The organism is Sunxiuqinia sp. (assembly GCF_055140945.1).
The window spans coordinates 64,670-82,073 of record NZ_JBSQYS010000014.1; the positions used below are offsets into that span (position 1 = coordinate 64,670).

Consider the following 17,404-nt stretch of genomic DNA (forward strand, 5'->3'; position numbering starts at 1 on the left):
GTGACCTTATAATACCAATACGTTGGAAACAGAAGATTATGAAGAATTATAATTTTGATGAGCTGGTTGATCGTACCAATACGAATAGTTTGAAATACGATGGACGTCAGATGTTCTTTGGAACAGATGATTTATTGCCACTTTGGGTGGCTGATATGGATTTTAAAACCCCCGACTTTATTGTTGAGGCTCTGAAGGATAGGTTGGAGCATGAGGTTTTAGGTTACACATTTCGGAGTGATTCCTATTCTGATGCTATTATTCAGTGGTTAGACAAGCGACATAATTGGAAGGTAAAGAAAGAGTGGATCTCATTTAGTCCGGGAGTTGTGGCCGGATTAACGCTGGCTATTGATACTTACTCCAAGCCTGGCGATGAGATAATTGTGCAGCCGCCGGTGTATTTCCCTTTTTACGATTCGATAAAAGGATTGGGACGTAAGATGGTCGAAAATCCGCTGAAGTTAGCTGGTGGCAGATACACATTCGATTTAGATGATCTCAAACAAAAAATTACAGCAAATACGAAGATGCTTCTGTTGTGCAATCCGCAAAATCCCGGGGGGATGGTTTGGACCAAAGATGAGTTGACCGAACTGGCAACCATCTGCCTTGAAAACAAGGTTCTTATTGTTTCTGACGAAATTCATTCGGATTTGGTTTTCGAAGGGCACAAGCATATTCCGTTGCCAACACTTTCTGACGAGATTGCGAATAATTGCATCGTGTGTATGGCAGGTAGTAAAACATTCAACATTGCTGGTTTAACAACTTCTTTTGTGGTGATACCGAATAAAAAACTATTTGTACGATATGAGCGAACACTGAAAGTTCCTCATTTACATATGGGAAATATTTTTGGTTCCATTGCTCTTGAAACAGCTTATCGTGAAGGAGCAGGATGGGTTGACCAAGTGGTGGATTATTTGCAGGGAAACTATCGTTTTTTAGAAAGCTACCTGGCAGATAAGCTACCTAATATTAAGCCAATGAAACCGGAAGCTACTTATTTGATTTGGTTGGACTTTTCGGAATATCAGTTGAGTGATGATGATCTGAATGCTAAGTTGATTGATGCGGGCGTTGGTTTAAACCGAGGAGTGCAGTTTGGTAAGCAGGGTAGTGGTTTTATGCGTATAAATATTGGTTGTCCGCGGGCAACCTTGGAGCAGGCTTTAGGTCGAATAGAGCAAGCATTTGGCTAAAAGTTTTTGTTAATCCAGTTAGCGATTTCCGTTGTGTTCTGATTTAGCATGCAACGAAAATGTTTTTTCGGGCAGCTATGTCGACCAATTTTGGAGCATGGCTGACAGTTTAAACCTTCAACTTTTTGCTTTTTCGATGCCGGATGAGCCAGATAGGGTGTCATTCCAAGTTCGGGAGTGGTACTTCCCCAGATGGATAAAATTTTCTTTTTAAAGGCCGCAGCAATGTGCATTAAGCCAGTGTCGTTCGCTACTATCAATGTGGCATTTTTTACAATGGAGGCCGATTGGTTAATCGTTAGTTTGTTGCAAAGATTTAATACGTTTTGTGTCGTTTGCTTTTCGATCTCCCGTGCAAGCTTGACTTCATTTTTCCCTCCAAGTAATATGAATGGAACATCAAGTTGTTGGATCACTTCCAAATGTTTTTTGGCGGGAAGTCTTTTGGTAAAGTAAGTGCCAGCCAGCACAATTGCTACATACTTTCTGGGGAATGAATCCGGTATTTGCCCAAATGGATAATTTTCTTCTTTCGGAATAAAATAATCAAGACCATTGTTGTCGTTCTCTACACCCAGTGGAGCAACAGTGTCCATCATGCGGTCGACAATATGAACGTGGGGAAGAATATTAATTTTGAATTTGACTAACAGCCATTTTTTGACGTTGAGTTTTTGCAACGAGTAAGCTTTCGTTCTCAGATTCTGCTTAATAATATGGCTCCGCAGATTGTGGTGTAGGTCAATGATGTAGTCAAAATTCTCTTTCTGAAGTTGCTTTATAATGTCTGACAGATTTGAATTATAAAGATGTAAGTGGTCTATATAAGGATTGGCACGAAGAAGATCCTTGTGTTTTTCCTTGGTCAGGAAATGGATTTCAACTTGGTCTAGTTGCTCTTTTATGCATCGAATAATAGGGCTGGTTAATACAATGTCCCCAATAGAGCTAAATCGTATGATGAGTATCTTGGAATTCAATGGTAAAAATAATACCCTGAAATATACATATTTTCAGGGTATTTTATTTAATAGGTTATGTTTTTATGCAGATTCGGCAAGTACAATGATTTTATTGTTCTTGGCTTCAACAACTCCTCCGTCCACATCAAAAAAACTAATTTGCTCGTTTGCCTCAATGATTTTGATTTTGCCTTCCTCCAAGGTTGAAATAATTGGGGCATGGTTGTTAAGAATTTCGAATGAACCTTTTGCTCCAGGAAGCTTAATCAATGTGATTTCTCCTGAGAATACTTTTTTTGATGGTGTTATGATTTCAAGAAACATAGCTTTTCGGGTTAGTTTTAAGCTTCGGCTTCAGCCAGCATTTTTTCTCCTTTAGCAATGGCTTCATCAATTGTCCCAACCAGGTTAAAGGCCGACTCCGGATACTGGTCAACTTCACCAGCCATAATCATGTTGAATCCTTTGATGGTATCTTCAATTGAAACGAGCTTTCCTTTTAGTCCGGTAAATTGTTCGGCAACGAAGAACGGTTGAGACAGGAATCGTTGAACACGACGTGCGCGGTGAACAACAAGCTTGTCTTCTTCCGACAATTCATCCATACCTAAAATGGCAATAATATCCTGAAGTTCTTTGTAACGCTGCAGGATTTCTTTTACCTGTTGAGCACAGTTGTAATGTTCGTTTCCAACAATGTCTGCAGTCAAAATCCGTGAGGTTGAATCCAATGGATCAACGGCAGGATAAATACCAAGTTCTGAGATTTTACGGCTCAATACAGTTGTTGCATCCAAGTGGGCAAAGGTTGTTGCAGGAGCGGGGTCGGTCAAGTCATCTGCAGGTACATACACGGCTTGCACCGATGTAATAGATCCGTTTTTCGTTGAGGTAATCCGTTCCTGCATAACACCCATCTCAGTTGCCAAAGTAGGTTGGTACCCTACTGCTGAAGGCATACGTCCGAGCAATGCTGACACCTCAGAACCAGCCTGAGTAAAACGGAATACATTGTCAACAAAGAACAGGATATCACGACCACCTGCGCTGTCTGATCCTTCACCATCACGTAAACTTTCGGCAATTGTCAATCCGGAAAGTGCTACCCGTGCACGTGCGCCGGGTGGTTCATTCATCTGGCCAAACACAAGAGCCAGTTTGGATTTTTTAAGGGCTTCGGGGTCTACTTTCGAAAGATCCCATTCGCCTTTTTCCATTGCTTCTCTAAACTCGTCTCCATAATCAACAATTTTAGCTTCGATCATCTCACGTAACAGGTCGTTTCCTTCACGAGTTCGTTCTCCGACACCAGCAAAAACAGATAGCCCGCTGTGTGCCAAGGCAATATTGTTGATTAACTCCTGAATCAATACTGTTTTTCCAACACCGGCCCCACCGAACAAGCCAATTTTACCTCCTTTGGCATACGGTTCAATCAGGTCGATTACTTTAATTCCGGTGTAAAGAACCTCGGTTTCGGTTGTTAAGTCTTCATACTTTGGTGGTTCGTTGTGGATATTTAACCCTTCTTTAGGGATATTTTTCATTCCATCCACCGCATCTCCAGTAACATTTAGCAGGCGTCCGAGTGCCATTTGTCCTTTGGGCATGGTGATTGGAGCTCCGGTGGCAATTACATCCATCCCCCGTTTTAGCCCGTCAGTCGAGTCCATCGAGATGGTTCTAACTGTATTTTCTCCGATATGTTGTTGGCACTCGACAACCAGATTGGTGTTGCCTTCACGAACGATTTCTAACGCATCGTTAATATTTGGAAGTTCACTACCTTCCTGATCAAAGCTGATATCAACCACAGGACCAATTACCTGAGCGACTCTACCGATATTTTTATTCATGATAAAAATTTTACTTCTGTGGGGCGGAAAATTACTAAAACGTGCCTAATTGCACAAATTTAATTTGACTAATATTCTAATGTTTGGCGTGTTCAAGATTCATTTGTTAATAGCTATTATTTTTCCCTTTTCATGATCATTTGGGCGAGTTTAATGATCGCCTGTTTTCGATCTGAATGAACGTTTATTGTATCGATCTCTTCCATTGCCTTCTGATAAAATTCATTTGACTTTTGCTGGCTAATGTGCTGTAGCTTTAAATCAATGTATATATTTTTGACAGCATCGATCTTCTCTTCCGGATTAAATTCCTTCCGGTCGATCCAATCTTGTAATTCGGCTTTTTGTTCCCGATTTGCAATAGCTAACGCTTGAAGTAATAAAAAAGTTTTTTTGTTGGCGATAATATCACCTCCTGTTTTTTTTCCAAATTTATCTTGATCTGCAAATACATCTAAGAGGTCATCCTGAAGCTGAAAAGCCAATCCGAGGTTGATTCCAAATTGATAAAGCCTTTCTGCATCTTCTTGCGAGGCATTCCCCAGCAAGGCTCCCATTTTAAAGCTTCCGGCAATCAACACCGCTGTTTTCAGTCGTATCATCTCCAGATAGTCATCGATGCTCACATCCAGACGGGTTTCAAAGTCCATGTCGTATTGTTGCCCTTCGCAAACTTCGATGGCTGTTTTTGAAAACAAACGGGTAACTTCTTGTATGTTGGGATGATCTACCGTCAGTAGATATTGATAGGCTTTGATGGACATGGCATCGCCTGATAGGATCGCCACATTTTCACTGTATTTTTTGTGGACTGCTGGCATGTTTCTGCGAATCTCAGCATGATCCATAATGTCATCGTGGAGCAGTGTGAAGTTGTGGAAAACTTCAACGGCAATAGCCGCAGGTAAGGCGTTTTGAACATCGCCGGAAAAAAGGTCGCAAGCTAAGAGTAGCATAACCGGGCGCAGTCTTTTCCCACCCATGTTCAACGTGTAATCAATAGGTTGATAAAGATTAACCGGGTTCGTTTTTCCTATTTTCTCTGCTTCTTCAGCAATTTGATTAACAACGAGTTGTTGTAGTTCTTTTATTGATTGTGCTGACTTCATCCTTTTTGTTCATCCTTTTTGTTTGACGAACCCTCAATCTCTAATTCATCCAACTCAATGTCCTCTTCCTCATCGTAAATTTGAAGTAAGGGTTCATGAAAAGATTTTGTTGTTGTGTGCTTTTCGAGTCCAATAAGCAGGGAGGGAAGTAAAATTAAGTTTGAAGAAACGGCTACCAGTAAGGTTAGCGAAACCAAAATTCCAAGAGCTGCAGTGCCTCCAAAGTTTGACACACTGTATACGCCAAATCCGAAGAAAAGAACAACAAAAGTATACATCATACTCACCCCGGTTTCGCGCAATGCCAGTTTAACGGATTGTCGGATGTTCCATCCGGTTACCGCTAATTCTTGTCGGTATTTTGCTAAAAAGTGAATGGTGTTGTCAACCGAAATTCCGAAAGCTATACTAAATACTAAAATAGTTGATGCCTTAATCGGAATACCAATAAAACCCATAATGGCCGCAGTGAAAATAAGAGGTACAATGTTCGGAATGAGTGACATGACCACCATTCGCCAAGAGTAAAACATGACAGCCATAAAAGCTGAAATCAGGAAAATAGCCAGGGTTAAACTGCTGAACAGGTTTTTAACCAAATACTGTGTTCCTTTAAAGAATGTAACGCTCGAGCCGGTAACAGTGACATCAAATTTATCGGGAGGAAAAACGGAGTCGACTTCCATTTTAAAATCATCATACAGCTCCTGCATGCGTTCAGTTCCAACATCGTGCATCCGAATGTTAATGCGGGTAACTTGTTTACTGCTGTCCAAAAATGAGTGCAGCGCACTTACGCCAGCGTTCTCTTCCTCCTCACTTTTAGTGGCATAAGACAGGATAAAGTTTTTCTCCTGATTGTTGGGCAGGCTGTAATAACGTTCTTTCCCGTTGTAAAAGGCCTGCTTCGAAAACTTGAGAATATTCAGCAATGATGTTGAAGATGAAAGCTCATCATATTTCTCTAAACGTTCTTCAAGTTTCTCCATTCTTCTGAAAACACTTAAGTTCATCACCCCATTCGGGCGTTTGGTGTCGATGATAATTTCCAGCGGCATCAATCCATCAACTTGATTCTCGAAGAATTTCAAATCTTTGTAAATAATATCGCTTTCCGGTATGTCATCGACCATGTAGCCAGAGCTTTTGATTAACGTTATGCCATAAAACCCAATGAGCACCACGGCAATTGCGGCGCCATAAACTACTTTCCGGTGATTGAGTGAGATGTTCTCTAAATGAAGGACGATATTTTTGAAAAGCTTACTTTCAAGGTGCTTAATATGGCGTTCGCCGGGAGGCTGGGCAAAACTGAATAAAATAGGAATTAGCAAAAGCGAAAGCACAAATAATGTGAGAATATTCAAGGCTGCAACAATACCAAATTGTCTTAAAATTTCGCTGTTGGTAATTACAAAGGTTGCAAAGCCGGAAGCAGTAGTCAGGTTTGTTAAAAATGTGGCATTCCCAATTTTAATAATAACTCGCTGTAAGGCCTTAATGTTATTTCCATGCTGTTTGTACTCGTTATGGTACTTGTTTAGCATGTAAATACTGTTTGGTATCCCGATCACAATGAGTAAGGATGGGATCATCCCGGTAAGCAAAGTGATTTTGAACCCGAATATTGCCATTGTTCCGATAGCCCAAATTACGCCTGTAATGACGATGATAACCGGATATAGAACCGCTTTGAATGATCTGAAGAAAAGAAACAGCGTAATAATACACAGCAATAATGCGAGCGCACTAAACAGATAAATTTCTTTTTTAATTTTTATGGAGTTGATTACTCTGATGTAGGGGAGCCCTGAAAAGTGAAGCGTTAAACCGGTTTCTTCGGAGAAATCGTCACAAGTGTTTTTTATTGCTTTAACCAGTTCTTCCCGTTTTTTAGATTTCATTTTGTCTTTATTGACCGTAATTGCCAATAGGTAGAAGTCGTTTTCAGTGTTGTAAAGAAGCCCCCGGTAAAATGGTAAGCTTTGAAAAACATTGGACAGGCTATCAAGTTCTTCTTGTGATTTAACTTCTGCGGGAAAAATATTTTCAACTTCGAACGTCCGCTTTTCTTTGTTCTTGATTAGGTTATAGGCATTTGAAACAGACAAAAGGTTCTCAACGCCATCAATGTCGTTTAAATTGCCAACGAGCTGATGCCATTCTTTAAAATGGTCAAGTTTAAAAAAGTCGGGATTTTCAACGCCAACCACAATCAAGTTTCCTTCTTCGCCAAAAAGCTCACGGAACTTTTGATAATCGACATAGGCGCTGTCCTTTTTAGGAAGTAGTTGGGCTGACTCATATGACATTTCAACCTTTGAGGCCATATAAGCCATAAAAATAGTTACCAGACCCAATAGGAAAAGTAACGCTCTTCTGTTTCTAAGAATAATTCCGGAAAGCCAAACCCACATAGTTCAAATTCGTATAAAAATTAGGGCGAAAATAGTTAATAAAATGGGATTCCGAAAGAAAGAGAATCCGTGAAATTCATCCTTTACGTAACGGTAATCGAAGGAATTGCTTTCTGGATTTCTTAATGTAGCGCAGAAATACGATTAGTTTCCTCTGTTGGCTTTTGTGCAGGACCCGGAAGAAAAATATTATCAGTGGTGGACATCTGACTTTTGTTGTCTTTTTTCGATGAATGCGCTGGAAATCAAAACTCTTTGGCTCTATGAATGAAAGTTCATATCTGCGGGGTTATTCATGGCTGAATAAAATCTTGCTTTTGGTGGCATAAATTTTCCAATTTTGTTTTTTGTTTTAATAAAAGCTGTTATTTTTGCATCGCTTTTGACAGGAAAACGTTCCGAAAACAGGTCGAAAAACCAGTATAAATTCCCTAGTAGCTCAGTTGGTTAGAGCGGCGGACTGTTAATCCGTAGGTCGTAGGTTCAAGTCCTACCTGGGGAGCCTTATTGTTAAATAAAATTAATTAAAATGCTTGAAGTCAATGAATTTCAGGCATTTTTTATTTTAGTACTATCCTGAAATTTGCAGTATTGCCTGAAGTTTAGGCGTAGAATTCGGGAGTATTTTTCCAAAATCAAAATAACTCACCAGAGATCCTGCAATCTACTCATCTATTGCCTCTTATTGCATTGTTTTGCACTTCCTCCGACCACGAATCGGGAGTGTTTTTGTAATTAAAAAATGGAGGAAAGATTATGCAGTACGACTTGAATGTTTTGTTTGTTATAAGAAATGCACAGGTAGATCAGAACGGATTGTCCCCAATTTATTTGCGGGTTACAGTCAACGGACAAAGAGCGGAGCTATGTGACCCGAAATTGTTTGATTTACATTGATTGGATAAAAATAAGAAAAGCCTGTAAATCAGTAGACTTACAGGCTTTTGATGTCGTTTGTATTTCCTTTTTGTTGACCCGCCAGGGCTCGAACCTGGACTCTTCTGGACCAAAACCAGACGTGTTGCCAATTACACCACGGGTCAATCATTATTGCCTTTTCTTTAAAGACGCTGCAAAAATATAAAAAAAATCATTCGTCCAATCATTTTTAAAGAAAAAAAACGAGCTTTTTGAAGGGTGTCACCGAAGCGAATTGAAAATGAGTATTTAGCTGTATTAAATTTTTTTCGATCTGTATAGTTTCGCAAGCAATTTTTTCCCGCGCGACCGGATACCCGCTGAATCATGAAACTCTATTTCATGTTCAATCAACTGAGCAAGTTCGGGTTTGAATTCAGGAATCGTTTTAGAAATCTCAAATAAAATCTGCATCGCATGAACACGAATGGCGATGGGGCGCGAGGCATTCGTAAATCCGGTCATTGCATAATCCCACAGGAAAGATAACTTTTCGCTGGGTATCGGATTGAGACTGATAAGTTTCAATAGGTGTCGAAGCTTACTCTCATTCGAAATAAAAGTTAGTGCTTCAACAAACTGTGGGATAAATGGACGAACCAGTTTCGGTTTCTTTTCGTGGACTTTGTCGATGATCCAAATAGCTCGCCAGCTTTGTTTTTTGGAGTCATTCAATCCGATGTCAATTAGATCTTTAATTTTATTGGGGTAGTCAATTAAGTAATCAATCAGAATATGAATGTTTTCCCAAGTGTCTAAAAAAGTATAAAACTCTTCACGTTTCATCGCTTAATAATTCATTCTTTTGAATCATTAAAGATAAGGTTTTGAGTATCAAAGAGCAATAATTAAAGTGGCTTTGCGAAAACGATTGTGATGGCGGAGAAGATAAGCGACCATCCTAAAATAGAAAGCACCATATAGGCAAATACATGTTTTTTTCTGGAATAATACCGATTCAGTAAAAATGCTCCCAGCGGAATACTGAGAAATATTGGTGTAGCCACGATGATTCCCAAAAAACCGTATTTGTTTCGGAACTTCACGAAAAGTCTTCTTTTCCGTAATGATTTGGGTGATTTAATTTTAAATTTCTGAATGAAACGATTCAAATCAACCCGGAGATATTTAGCGGAAAAATGAACGGCATGAATTTTATTTCGTTTTACGAAATTGATTAAAACGGTACTCATGTAGTAAAAAAAGAAAAACCCACTAATTCCACCTACGGTTACGGCAATAATAGCCTGTGTTTTATCCAATCCGATGAGCAACGCATAAGGAAATGTGATAAAATACTTAACTGTAGCTAAAAGGAAAACATGAATTAATTTTACAACTCCGAATAAGTCCATCCCCGCAATAAGTTTTTCTATTTAAAAAAATATCAGACCTAAAGTTGGAGAATAAAATTGGCATTTGAGCATGTTGTAATTAAAGTTTAATATTTGTTAACATTATAGTTCATAATTATTTAACCTTGCTTTTCTTAAACCTCAAGTGGTTGCATTAAAAGCACGATCGAATGTGAATGAACTGTTCTGTCGAATTTGAATCACAAAATGCCATAAATGACTATTTTTGTAAGTGTTTGATATTCTGTGAGTCTTTAGTTTTTGCTTCAAGTTCGCCAGTATAACCGGCTCAATTGTGGTATGAAAACGGATATTCAGCAAAGCATTTTCATATCTTTGTTCAGAATTATTTTTTTAGTTGATTTATAAGGATTGGGAAAATGAAGAAAACGCAAGAATGGTTCCATAGCAAGCAATGGGGAGAATTGGTTGATATACAAGCACACGCTTCAATTAATTTAAGTAAGTTTTACGAGCAGTATCATGCTCATCCGGAGTGGTGGCAAAAAGTATTCAACTTTTTAAAACAAGACTTAAAGTCGTTGGAGGTGGGAAAATATCCGTTGGTAGGAGATCAAGTATTTGCAATGGTTTCAGAATATGAGACTAAAAACCCTCAAGATGCAAAATGGGAAGCTCATAGAAAATATATTGATTTACAATATGTCGTAGCAGGGCAGGAATTGATAGGTGTATTGCCACTCGGAAAGGGTACCGATCCAAAGGATTATAACGAACAAAAAGACTTAATTTTCTTTGGCGAACAAGATGGTGAGTTTTTTACTGCGACACCAGATTGCTTTTTTTTGTTTTTTCCGGACGATGTGCATCGCCCTTGTATGATGATCGAACAATCGGAGCCCGTAAAAAAGCTTGTTATTAAGATTGCCGTCGCCGAATAAAGCCTAGTCAGGCAAAATGTTGCTTTTGGTGGTTGGTGATTTAGTAATACTTCTGCGTTTTTAAAGTCTCGTAAATCGAAGTGTTCATCAAAAGCAACAGAAAGAGGTAACCAAAATCTTCAATTGGGATGGTGGATACCCTAATATTTAGTATGTGCGCCGGATGATATTCAACAACAGGCAGGGCTGTCAGCACTCCATTGATTATCAGGAAAGGTATTAATGCAATGACGTAGGTGAAATAGAATTTCGTTAGGTGCTGCTTAAAGCGGTTACGAAAAATAACATAAGCGAGGAATATTCCTGCAAACAGAAAATTGAAAAAGGTATAAAGCTGGCCGCAGTTAAAATAGCTGATTATTGCGAATAGGATAATTAACCCCAGGCTGATGGCTGCAAATAGATTTGGGAACTCAATTTTTGGGATGTACGAGTTTAGTACTTCGTAAATAAAAAGACACGCATACGGCACAACCAGAAAGAACAGCCATTCTTCGATGGGGAGACCCTGGAAATAATAGCCTAAAACATACCTGTGGTTAAAACTCCAGATTTCAGCTTTGGTGAATTGAATGTCCCAATAAATGAAAACGACAGCGGTAATTAAAATCGCAGGAAACAGATATTTCCAACTCGTCCAAAAATGTACTTTTTTATCGAAACTTAAAGCCAAAGGAATAGCAATGGTTACTAGTAATAAACTGGCATAAGTATACTGTTGCAAATCCATTTACAAAAGGTTAAATGTATTTTTGAAATAGGCGTTTGCCAGAAGATACATTTTTTTTGGGTTTGAAACCCTGTAACGAGTCTTTAATATTTGCGATGGATTTGCTCGTTTAATCTTCCGAAATAACCTTATATAGTAGATATAAGCCAGATAAACTCCAAAACGGACTTCCTTTTTAAGGGCTTTCAATCCTTGAAAAGCTTCTGCAAAATCGCGTTCTATTTCTCTTTCTATTTGTGCTTTTGTGTCTTCGTCAAACTGGTTGAAGTCAATATTTTCAAAATAAATTCGTCCTTTGTTTTTAAAATCATCCTGAGCATCGCGCAAAAAGTTTACCTTTTGAAATGCTGCTCCCAACTTGCGTGCGGGATTAACCAACTGGTCATATTTTTCTGGTTCGTCAGCATAAAAAACACGCAGGCACATTAATCCAACTGCTTCTGCCGATCCGTAAATATAGGTTTTTAGCATAATCGGATCATAGGTCGTTTTATGCAAATCGAGCTCCATGCTGTAAAGGAAAGCATCAATCAACTCCCGCTCAATATGATAAGTGCGAACAGCTCGTTGAAAACTGTCGAGAATTGGATTAATGCTGAACCCTCTCTTTATTGCTATGAAAGTTTCTTTCTTAAACTCTTCGAAAATAGTTTCCTGATCCTGCTCAAAAAATGTGTCTACAATCTCATCGGCATACCGCACAAACCCGTAAATGCTATAAATTGCCGGGCGGTATTTCTTGTTCAGCATACGCACACCCAGCGAAAAGGATGTGCTGTAATTCTGTGTCGTGATTCGGCTACAGGCGAGATTATTTTTATGATATGTGTCCATGGTCTTTCAGTATTCGTTCGGTTACTAGTCTTGAGCTTATTACGGTCATTGGCAGTCCGGTTCCTGGTACTGTTGATGCACCGGTGTAGTAGAGGTTTTTGAATTCTTCATCTTTATTTGACGGGCGGAAACCACCCACTTGATTCAAATCGTGAGCAAGGCCGAGACCACTGCCCTGATATAAATTAAAAGTGCTTTCCCACTGCTTGGGAGTATAGATGGTTTCCGATTCGATATGCTTGGCAAAATTGAATCCGGTACGTTCGCCCATGTCTGCTATAATTGCGTCAGCAATATCTTCGGCATCATCCCAGTCCGTTTTGTACCGAAGATCGGGCACCGGACACAGAATGAAAACGCTTTCTTTGCCTTCCGGAGCATAGCTTGGGTTGTGCATCGACTGGATATTCACATAGTAATAGGGCTTGTCTAGTTTGATGCTGTTCTTAAAAATTTTATTGGCATACTCTTTAAAGTTTCTCCGCAGAAAATAATTGTGATGGTACATCCCGGTCACTTTTGTATCCAATCCCAAATAGATTGTTAGCGGTGCCAAGGTCCATTTTTTCTGATCCAATTTTGCAGGGGCATATTTTTTTCGGTTCATCACGTTGCCTCTAAAAGCGGCGGCATCAGCATTCACCACAAAAACATCAGCTTCCCATTTTTTGCCACTTTTATCATAGAAAGCTGTCAGCTGCTTATTCGTCTTTTCAAAATGGTCAATCTCTACGCCATAGTGCATTTTAACACCTCTCTTTTTGAGTTCCTCAACCATGCCTTCCACAATTTTGTACATGCCTCCTTTTACGTTGTAGTAGCCGTCGTGCACTAGTTCGGTATAGTTGAGCATGGAATAGACAGCTGGTGTATCGAAAGGCGTAGCACCCAGGAAAAAGCCCACCAACGAGAAAATGACTTTGACTTCAAACGAATCGAAATTTTTCTCCATTTCCCGCCACATCGAGTAAAACATTTTTGGAGCATGTTTAATTGGTACGCGGGTTAATTGCAATAAGTAGGAGAGTAAACTGTCAAAATTTTGTTTGATGACAATATGCTCTGTGTCATGAAAGATCTCGCCGGCTGATTTTAGAAAACGTCGGATTTTACGTTCCAAATCCGGTTCTACATTCTGAAATTCTTCTGCCAGCTTTTTTAGATCTTTATAAATTAAGTATGATCTTTTGTCTCCCTCAAAATGAACTGAATACAGCGGATCCAGTTCAACGAATTCAAAAGGCATTTTGATTTTGCAGTAATCCGCAAGTTCCTTAAATTCATAGCTCATACTAAAAAAGGTTGGAGCCATGTCAAACTTAAACCCATCTTTCTCCAGTAAATTCAGCCTCCCCCCTGGGCGATGGTATTTTTCTACCATCTCTACCTCGTATCCATCCGTTGTAAGTCTTAGTGCGGTGGATAGTCCGGCCAGTCCTGTTCCTACAATTAGTGCCTTTTTTTTCATCTTTGTTCAATAAATTACCTATACACTTAAACAAAATTGACGCAAAATGTTTTAGATTAGATGAAGATTTTTTTCAGTAACCAGATTTAAAACCATGAAACAAAGGAAATTGAATGGCATCGTGATTGGATCAGGGGTTGCCGGTTTGGCTGCTGCCATTCGCTTAGCTCGCTTAGGTTTTGCTGTAGATGTTTTTGAACAGGCTGCAAATCCCGGAGGAAAAATCAACGAATTTCGTCAAGATGGCTTTCGCTTCGACATGGGACCATCGTTATTTACCTTGCCTCATTTAGTTGATGAATTGCTTGATGATGATTTAAAATTTGAATACCGAAAACTAGATGTGGTCACAAAATACTTTTTTGAAGATGGAACAAGATTGTCGGCTTTCTCTGATGTCGATAAATTTGCTCGTGAGGTTGAGGCGAAAACGCAAGTTTCGGAAAAGAAGATAGTTGCTTATTTAAAGCATGCGGCAATGGTTTATCAACTTACAGCGCCAATATTCATATTCAATTCATTTCATCGACTTTCGAAATTGCTGACTTGGGACAATTTTCTGAAGGCGTTGCAATTTGCCCGGCTCAAGGCTTTTTCAACACTTCACAAGCTTAACGAAGAGTCTTTTAAAGATCCGCGAATCGTTCAGTTGTTTGATCGCTATGCCACTTACAATGGTTCAAATCCCTATAAAACACCGGGAACGATGAGCGTTATTTCGCATTTGGAACACAGCCTGGGCGCTTTCTTTCCTTCTCACGGAATGTATGAAATTACGAGTTCGTTGGTGGAGCAAGCGAAACGACTGGGAGTCAATTTTTATTTCAATACACCAGTTGAAAAAGTACTGGTGGAGGAAAAGAGTTTGAAAGGAGTGGTGGTAAAAGGCGAAACGAAAGATTGTGACGTTTTGATTAGTGATGTGGATATTCATCAGTTTTATTCGGATTTGTTGCCGGACAAAAAGCGATTGACTAGAATTGAAAAAGCAGAGCGCTCTTCTTCGGCCTTGATTTTTTACTGGGGAATGAAAAAGCGTTTTGGCCAACTGGATTTGCACAATATCTTTTTTAGTGGTGACTACGAAAAGGAGTTTTCATACTTGTTTGATCGAAAAGAAATTACAACTGATCCGACTGTTTATGTGTTTATCAGTAGTAAAGAAAATTCGGACGATGCACCTGACGAGATGGAAAATTGGTTTGTAATGGTCAATGCGCCTGAAAATGTGGGGCAAGACTGGACAAGACTAAAGTTGGAGACGCGCAGGAATATTTTATCAAAGCTGAATCGGATACTTGGGGAAGATATGGAAGGTCAGATTGTTTTTGAAAAAACGTTGGATCCGGTAAAAATCGAAGATCGAACCGGTTCGTTTCAGGGGGCGATGTATGGACCAAGTTCAAACAGTTCGTTTTCAGCGTTCAATCGGCATCCGAATTTCAGGCGTGATTTGAAAGATATTTATTTTGTGGGTGGAAGTGTGCACCCGGGTGGCGGAATCCCGTTGTGTTTATCATCAGCAAAAATAGTTGCCGAGATGGTTGAAGAAAAGTTAAAAACGAGATGATCGAAAATCCTAAAATCATAAAGTCAGTCAAAATAATTCTCGGTATTCTTTATCTGGTTGGGATCGTTGGCTTTTCATTCGATGAAACTTATCCGATTTTTGTTAGTCTGACTTCTTTCAATTTATTATTGACCACCATTTTATTGTTCGTTTTTCATCAGCAGTGGACTTTTAAAGCAGGAATTATTTTCCTGACAATAGGATTGCTCGGATTTTTAGCCGAAATGATTGGCGTAAATACTCAACTGCTTTTTGGCCAATATACTTATGGGAGAGCTTTGGGCTTTCAACTAAATAATACTCCTTTGCTGATTGGCGCGAACTGGCTGCTTTTATCATACTGCATTTTCGCTCTTTTAGGCAGTATCAATCATCGATGGTTTTTCCCGTTCCTCGGGGCTTTGTTGATGGTTGGGTTTGATTTTGTGATGGAGCCGGTAGCTACTGCGTTGAAGATGTGGGAGTGGCAAACTGAACAAATTCCGCTTAAAAACTATTTAGATTGGTACTTGGTGTCGTTATTCGTTTTTTCGCTGATGCGAGCCGGGAAACTGCAGGTAGAGAATAAATTGGCTATTTGGATACTCTTCCTGCAATTAGCCTTTTTCTTGAGCTTAAATTTGACATTAAACTTAATTTGATGGGTGTTTTTGTTGCCATAGTTGTTATTGCTTGTTGGCTGGTTCATTTGCTTTATTGCCTGCTCTTTTTGCAGGTCGATGGTGGATCAGTTTGGACTTACTTGCATGTGATTATTCAAGCATACTTGTATACCGGTTTGTTTATTACCGGACACGATGCAATGCACGGTTTAATCAACAATAAAATGAAAGTCAACCGCATTTTCGGATGGATGTCATCGTTGCTTTTTGCGGGGCTTTCCTATCAAAAATTGAGGAAGAACCATTATTTGCATCATCAGTTTCCGGCAACAGAGAAGGATCCGGATTACTATGTCAAATCGCAGAACTTTTTCGTTTGGTGGTTTATGTTTTTGAAACGCTATGCAACCATTTGGCAATTCTTGTTTATGGCTGTGGCTTTTAATCTTTTAAAAATTTGGTTTGAACCAGAACAATTGATTGTTTATTGGATTATTCCGGCAATATTGGCTACTTTTCAGTTGTTTTTTGTTGGTACGTTCTTGCCACATCGAAAACCACATCAAGAAGAAATGCAGCCGCATAAAGCACGCAGCCAGAGAGGGCCACATTGGTGGGCCATGTTAAGTTGTTATTTTTTTGGTTACCACTGGGAGCATCATGAAGTTCCTCGTATTCCCTGGTGGCAGTTGTACAAGGAGAAAAACAAGTTGAAAATGAATGAAGATAGGATTTAGTATGCAGAAAATAGGACTCTTGATTTTTGGATTGGTGCTTTTCGTAGGGCTCACCTCTTGTGGACAAACATCACTCGAAAAGGCACGTTGCCAGTTAAAGAAGACATACATTAAGGGAGATATGGAAAACTGGGAACAACATATCCAAAAAATGGAGAAAGAGTCTGATGGTTCGCTGGAATGGCAGCTTGAAATATTGATGGCCAGATACGGTTTGATTGGTTATTATTTGGGGAATGACAAAAAAGAAAGCGCCAAGAAAATGCACGAAACTGCTGAGGAAATGCTGGATCAGGCTATTGCCAAATTCCCCGATTCACCAAAGTTATATTGTATTCAAACGGCTTTTTACGGATTCCAAATTGCCTTTTCAATTTTTAATGCTCCCCTTGTTTTACCCAAATTGCAAAAAAGCCTAAAAATGGCTGAAGATCTCAATTCAAACGAGCCTTTTCTGTGGTTGGAAAAAGGCAACCAGCTATTTAATCGTCCCAAGGCTTTTGGTGGAGATAAAGTGCAGGCAATCGAAGACTACCAAAAAGCGCTCGACCTTTTTCAAGACGATGAAATGGCCGAGTGTAGTTGGATTCCTGTTTTGCTTCAGGCACTTATCGTGAAAGCCTATTACCAAACAGAACAAACTGAAGCTTATCAGGCATCCCGTCAACGATTAGAAAAAAAGTATGGGAGAATGATTTGGCTTGACCACTTTGTAAGCACAAGCATTCTGGATTAAAAC

17 protein-coding genes and 2 tRNA genes are annotated in these 17,404 nt (G+C 39.4%); 8 read left to right on the forward strand and 11 right to left on the reverse strand.

The window, feature by feature from the left end:
• The first annotated feature begins 38 nt into the window (after positions 1 to 38).
• A complete protein-coding gene (locus ACTB00_RS08695) occupies positions 39 to 1,205 on the forward strand; it encodes a MalY/PatB family protein (protein WP_463299522.1) in 1,167 nt (388 codons plus the stop codon).
• On the opposite strand, the gene ACTB00_RS08700 is transcribed toward ACTB00_RS08695, so the two are convergent.
• The 5 genes from ACTB00_RS08700 to ACTB00_RS08720 all read right to left on the reverse strand — a co-directional run bounded on the left by ACTB00_RS08700 (position 1,202) and on the right by ACTB00_RS08720 (position 7,549).
• Positions 1,202 to 2,185 carry a glycosyltransferase family 9 protein gene (locus ACTB00_RS08700; protein ID WP_463299523.1) on the reverse strand — a complete coding sequence of 328 codons (984 nt, stop codon included), beginning with the start codon at positions 2,183 to 2,185 and terminating at the stop codon, positions 1,202 to 1,204. The genes ACTB00_RS08695 and ACTB00_RS08700 overlap by 4 nt on opposite strands.
• 63 nt (positions 2,186 to 2,248) lie before the next feature.
• The gene (gene atpC, locus ACTB00_RS08705) at positions 2,249 to 2,491 is read right to left on the reverse strand and encodes an ATP synthase F1 subunit epsilon (RefSeq protein ID WP_463299524.1); all 243 of its coding nucleotides are present in this window, start codon (positions 2,489 to 2,491) and stop codon (positions 2,249 to 2,251) included.
• Between the two features lie 17 nt (positions 2,492 to 2,508).
• Positions 2,509 to 4,023: a F0F1 ATP synthase subunit beta gene (gene atpD / locus ACTB00_RS08710; protein WP_463299525.1), complete on the reverse strand. Its 1,515-nt coding sequence runs from the start codon at positions 4,021 to 4,023 to the stop codon at positions 2,509 to 2,511.
• 116 nt (positions 4,024 to 4,139) lie between these two features.
• Positions 4,140 to 5,132: a polyprenyl synthetase family protein gene (locus tag ACTB00_RS08715; protein ID WP_463299526.1), complete on the reverse strand. Its 993-nt coding sequence runs from the start codon at positions 5,130 to 5,132 to the stop codon at positions 4,140 to 4,142.
• On the reverse strand, positions 5,129 to 7,549 hold the full coding sequence (locus tag ACTB00_RS08720; protein WP_463299527.1) for an efflux RND transporter permease subunit: 2,421 nt from the start codon (positions 7,547 to 7,549) through the stop codon (positions 5,129 to 5,131). The genes ACTB00_RS08715 and ACTB00_RS08720 overlap by 4 nt, the downstream gene beginning before the upstream one ends.
• Positions 7,550 to 7,977: 428 nt before the next feature.
• Here ACTB00_RS08720 and ACTB00_RS08725 point away from each other — a divergent pair.
• Both ACTB00_RS08725 and ACTB00_RS08730 read left to right on the forward strand, forming a co-directional pair.
• Positions 7,978 to 8,051, forward strand: a tRNA-Asn gene (locus tag ACTB00_RS08725).
• A gap of 254 nt (positions 8,052 to 8,305) precedes the next feature.
• Positions 8,306 to 8,446: an Arm DNA-binding domain-containing protein gene (locus tag ACTB00_RS08730; protein ID WP_463299528.1), complete on the forward strand. Its 141-nt coding sequence runs from the start codon at positions 8,306 to 8,308 to the stop codon at positions 8,444 to 8,446.
• 73 nt (positions 8,447 to 8,519) lie between these two features.
• Here ACTB00_RS08730 and ACTB00_RS08735 read toward each other — a convergent pair.
• The 3 genes from ACTB00_RS08735 to ACTB00_RS08745 all read right to left on the reverse strand — a co-directional run bounded on the left by ACTB00_RS08735 (position 8,520) and on the right by ACTB00_RS08745 (position 9,822).
• Positions 8,520 to 8,592: transfer RNA gene (locus ACTB00_RS08735), tRNA-Gln, on the reverse strand.
• 133 nt (positions 8,593 to 8,725) lie between these two features.
• On the reverse strand, positions 8,726 to 9,253 hold the full coding sequence (locus tag ACTB00_RS08740) for a hypothetical protein (RefSeq protein ID WP_463299529.1): 528 nt from the start codon (positions 9,251 to 9,253) through the stop codon (positions 8,726 to 8,728).
• A gap of 62 nt (positions 9,254 to 9,315) precedes the next feature.
• Positions 9,316 to 9,822, reverse strand: a complete 507-nt coding sequence (locus ACTB00_RS08745) for a hypothetical protein (RefSeq protein ID WP_463299530.1) — start codon at positions 9,820 to 9,822, stop codon at positions 9,316 to 9,318.
• 380 nt (positions 9,823 to 10,202) lie between these two features.
• Between ACTB00_RS08745 and ACTB00_RS08750 the strand changes: the two genes are divergently transcribed.
• Entirely contained in the window at positions 10,203 to 10,724 is a 522-nt protein-coding gene (locus ACTB00_RS08750) for a NanQ anomerase/TabA/YiaL family protein (protein ID WP_463299531.1), read from the forward strand.
• Positions 10,725 to 10,764: 40 nt separating this feature from the next.
• On the opposite strand, the gene ACTB00_RS08755 is transcribed toward ACTB00_RS08750, so the two are convergent.
• From ACTB00_RS08755 to ACTB00_RS08765, 3 genes are read right to left on the reverse strand one after another with little or no spacing between them, the layout of a single operon-like run.
• Positions 10,765 to 11,454 (reverse strand): lycopene cyclase domain-containing protein, encoded by a 690-nt coding sequence (locus ACTB00_RS08755; protein WP_463299532.1) that lies wholly within the window; start codon positions 11,452 to 11,454, stop codon positions 10,765 to 10,767.
• Complete coding sequence (locus tag ACTB00_RS08760) at positions 11,455 to 12,288, reverse strand: phytoene/squalene synthase family protein (RefSeq protein WP_463299533.1); 834 nt, start codon at positions 12,286 to 12,288, stop codon at positions 11,455 to 11,457.
• Positions 12,272 to 13,756, reverse strand: a complete 1,485-nt coding sequence (locus ACTB00_RS08765) for a phytoene desaturase family protein (protein WP_463299534.1) — start codon at positions 13,754 to 13,756, stop codon at positions 12,272 to 12,274. Before ACTB00_RS08765 ends, ACTB00_RS08760 begins: the two co-directional genes overlap by 17 nt.
• A gap of 94 nt (positions 13,757 to 13,850) precedes the next feature.
• On the opposite strand from ACTB00_RS08765, the gene crtD reads away from it, so the two are divergent.
• Genes crtD through ACTB00_RS08785 form a run of 4 tightly spaced genes read left to right on the forward strand, consistent with a single transcriptional unit; the run spans position 13,851 to position 17,401 of the window.
• A complete protein-coding gene (crtD, locus tag ACTB00_RS08770; protein WP_463299535.1) occupies positions 13,851 to 15,326 on the forward strand; it encodes a 1-hydroxycarotenoid 3,4-desaturase CrtD in 1,476 nt (491 codons plus the stop codon).
• Complete coding sequence (locus tag ACTB00_RS08775) at positions 15,323 to 15,967, forward strand: carotenoid biosynthesis protein (protein ID WP_463299536.1); 645 nt, start codon at positions 15,323 to 15,325, stop codon at positions 15,965 to 15,967. The genes crtD and ACTB00_RS08775 overlap by 4 nt, the downstream gene beginning before the upstream one ends.
• Positions 15,967 to 16,665 (forward strand): fatty acid desaturase, encoded by a 699-nt coding sequence (locus ACTB00_RS08780; protein ID WP_463299537.1) that lies wholly within the window; start codon positions 15,967 to 15,969, stop codon positions 16,663 to 16,665. Before ACTB00_RS08775 ends, ACTB00_RS08780 begins: the two co-directional genes overlap by 1 nt.
• Positions 16,649 to 17,401: a hypothetical protein gene (locus tag ACTB00_RS08785; protein WP_463299538.1), complete on the forward strand. Its 753-nt coding sequence runs from the start codon at positions 16,649 to 16,651 to the stop codon at positions 17,399 to 17,401. The genes ACTB00_RS08780 and ACTB00_RS08785 overlap by 17 nt, the downstream gene beginning before the upstream one ends.
• Positions 17,402 to 17,404 lie beyond the last annotated feature (3 nt).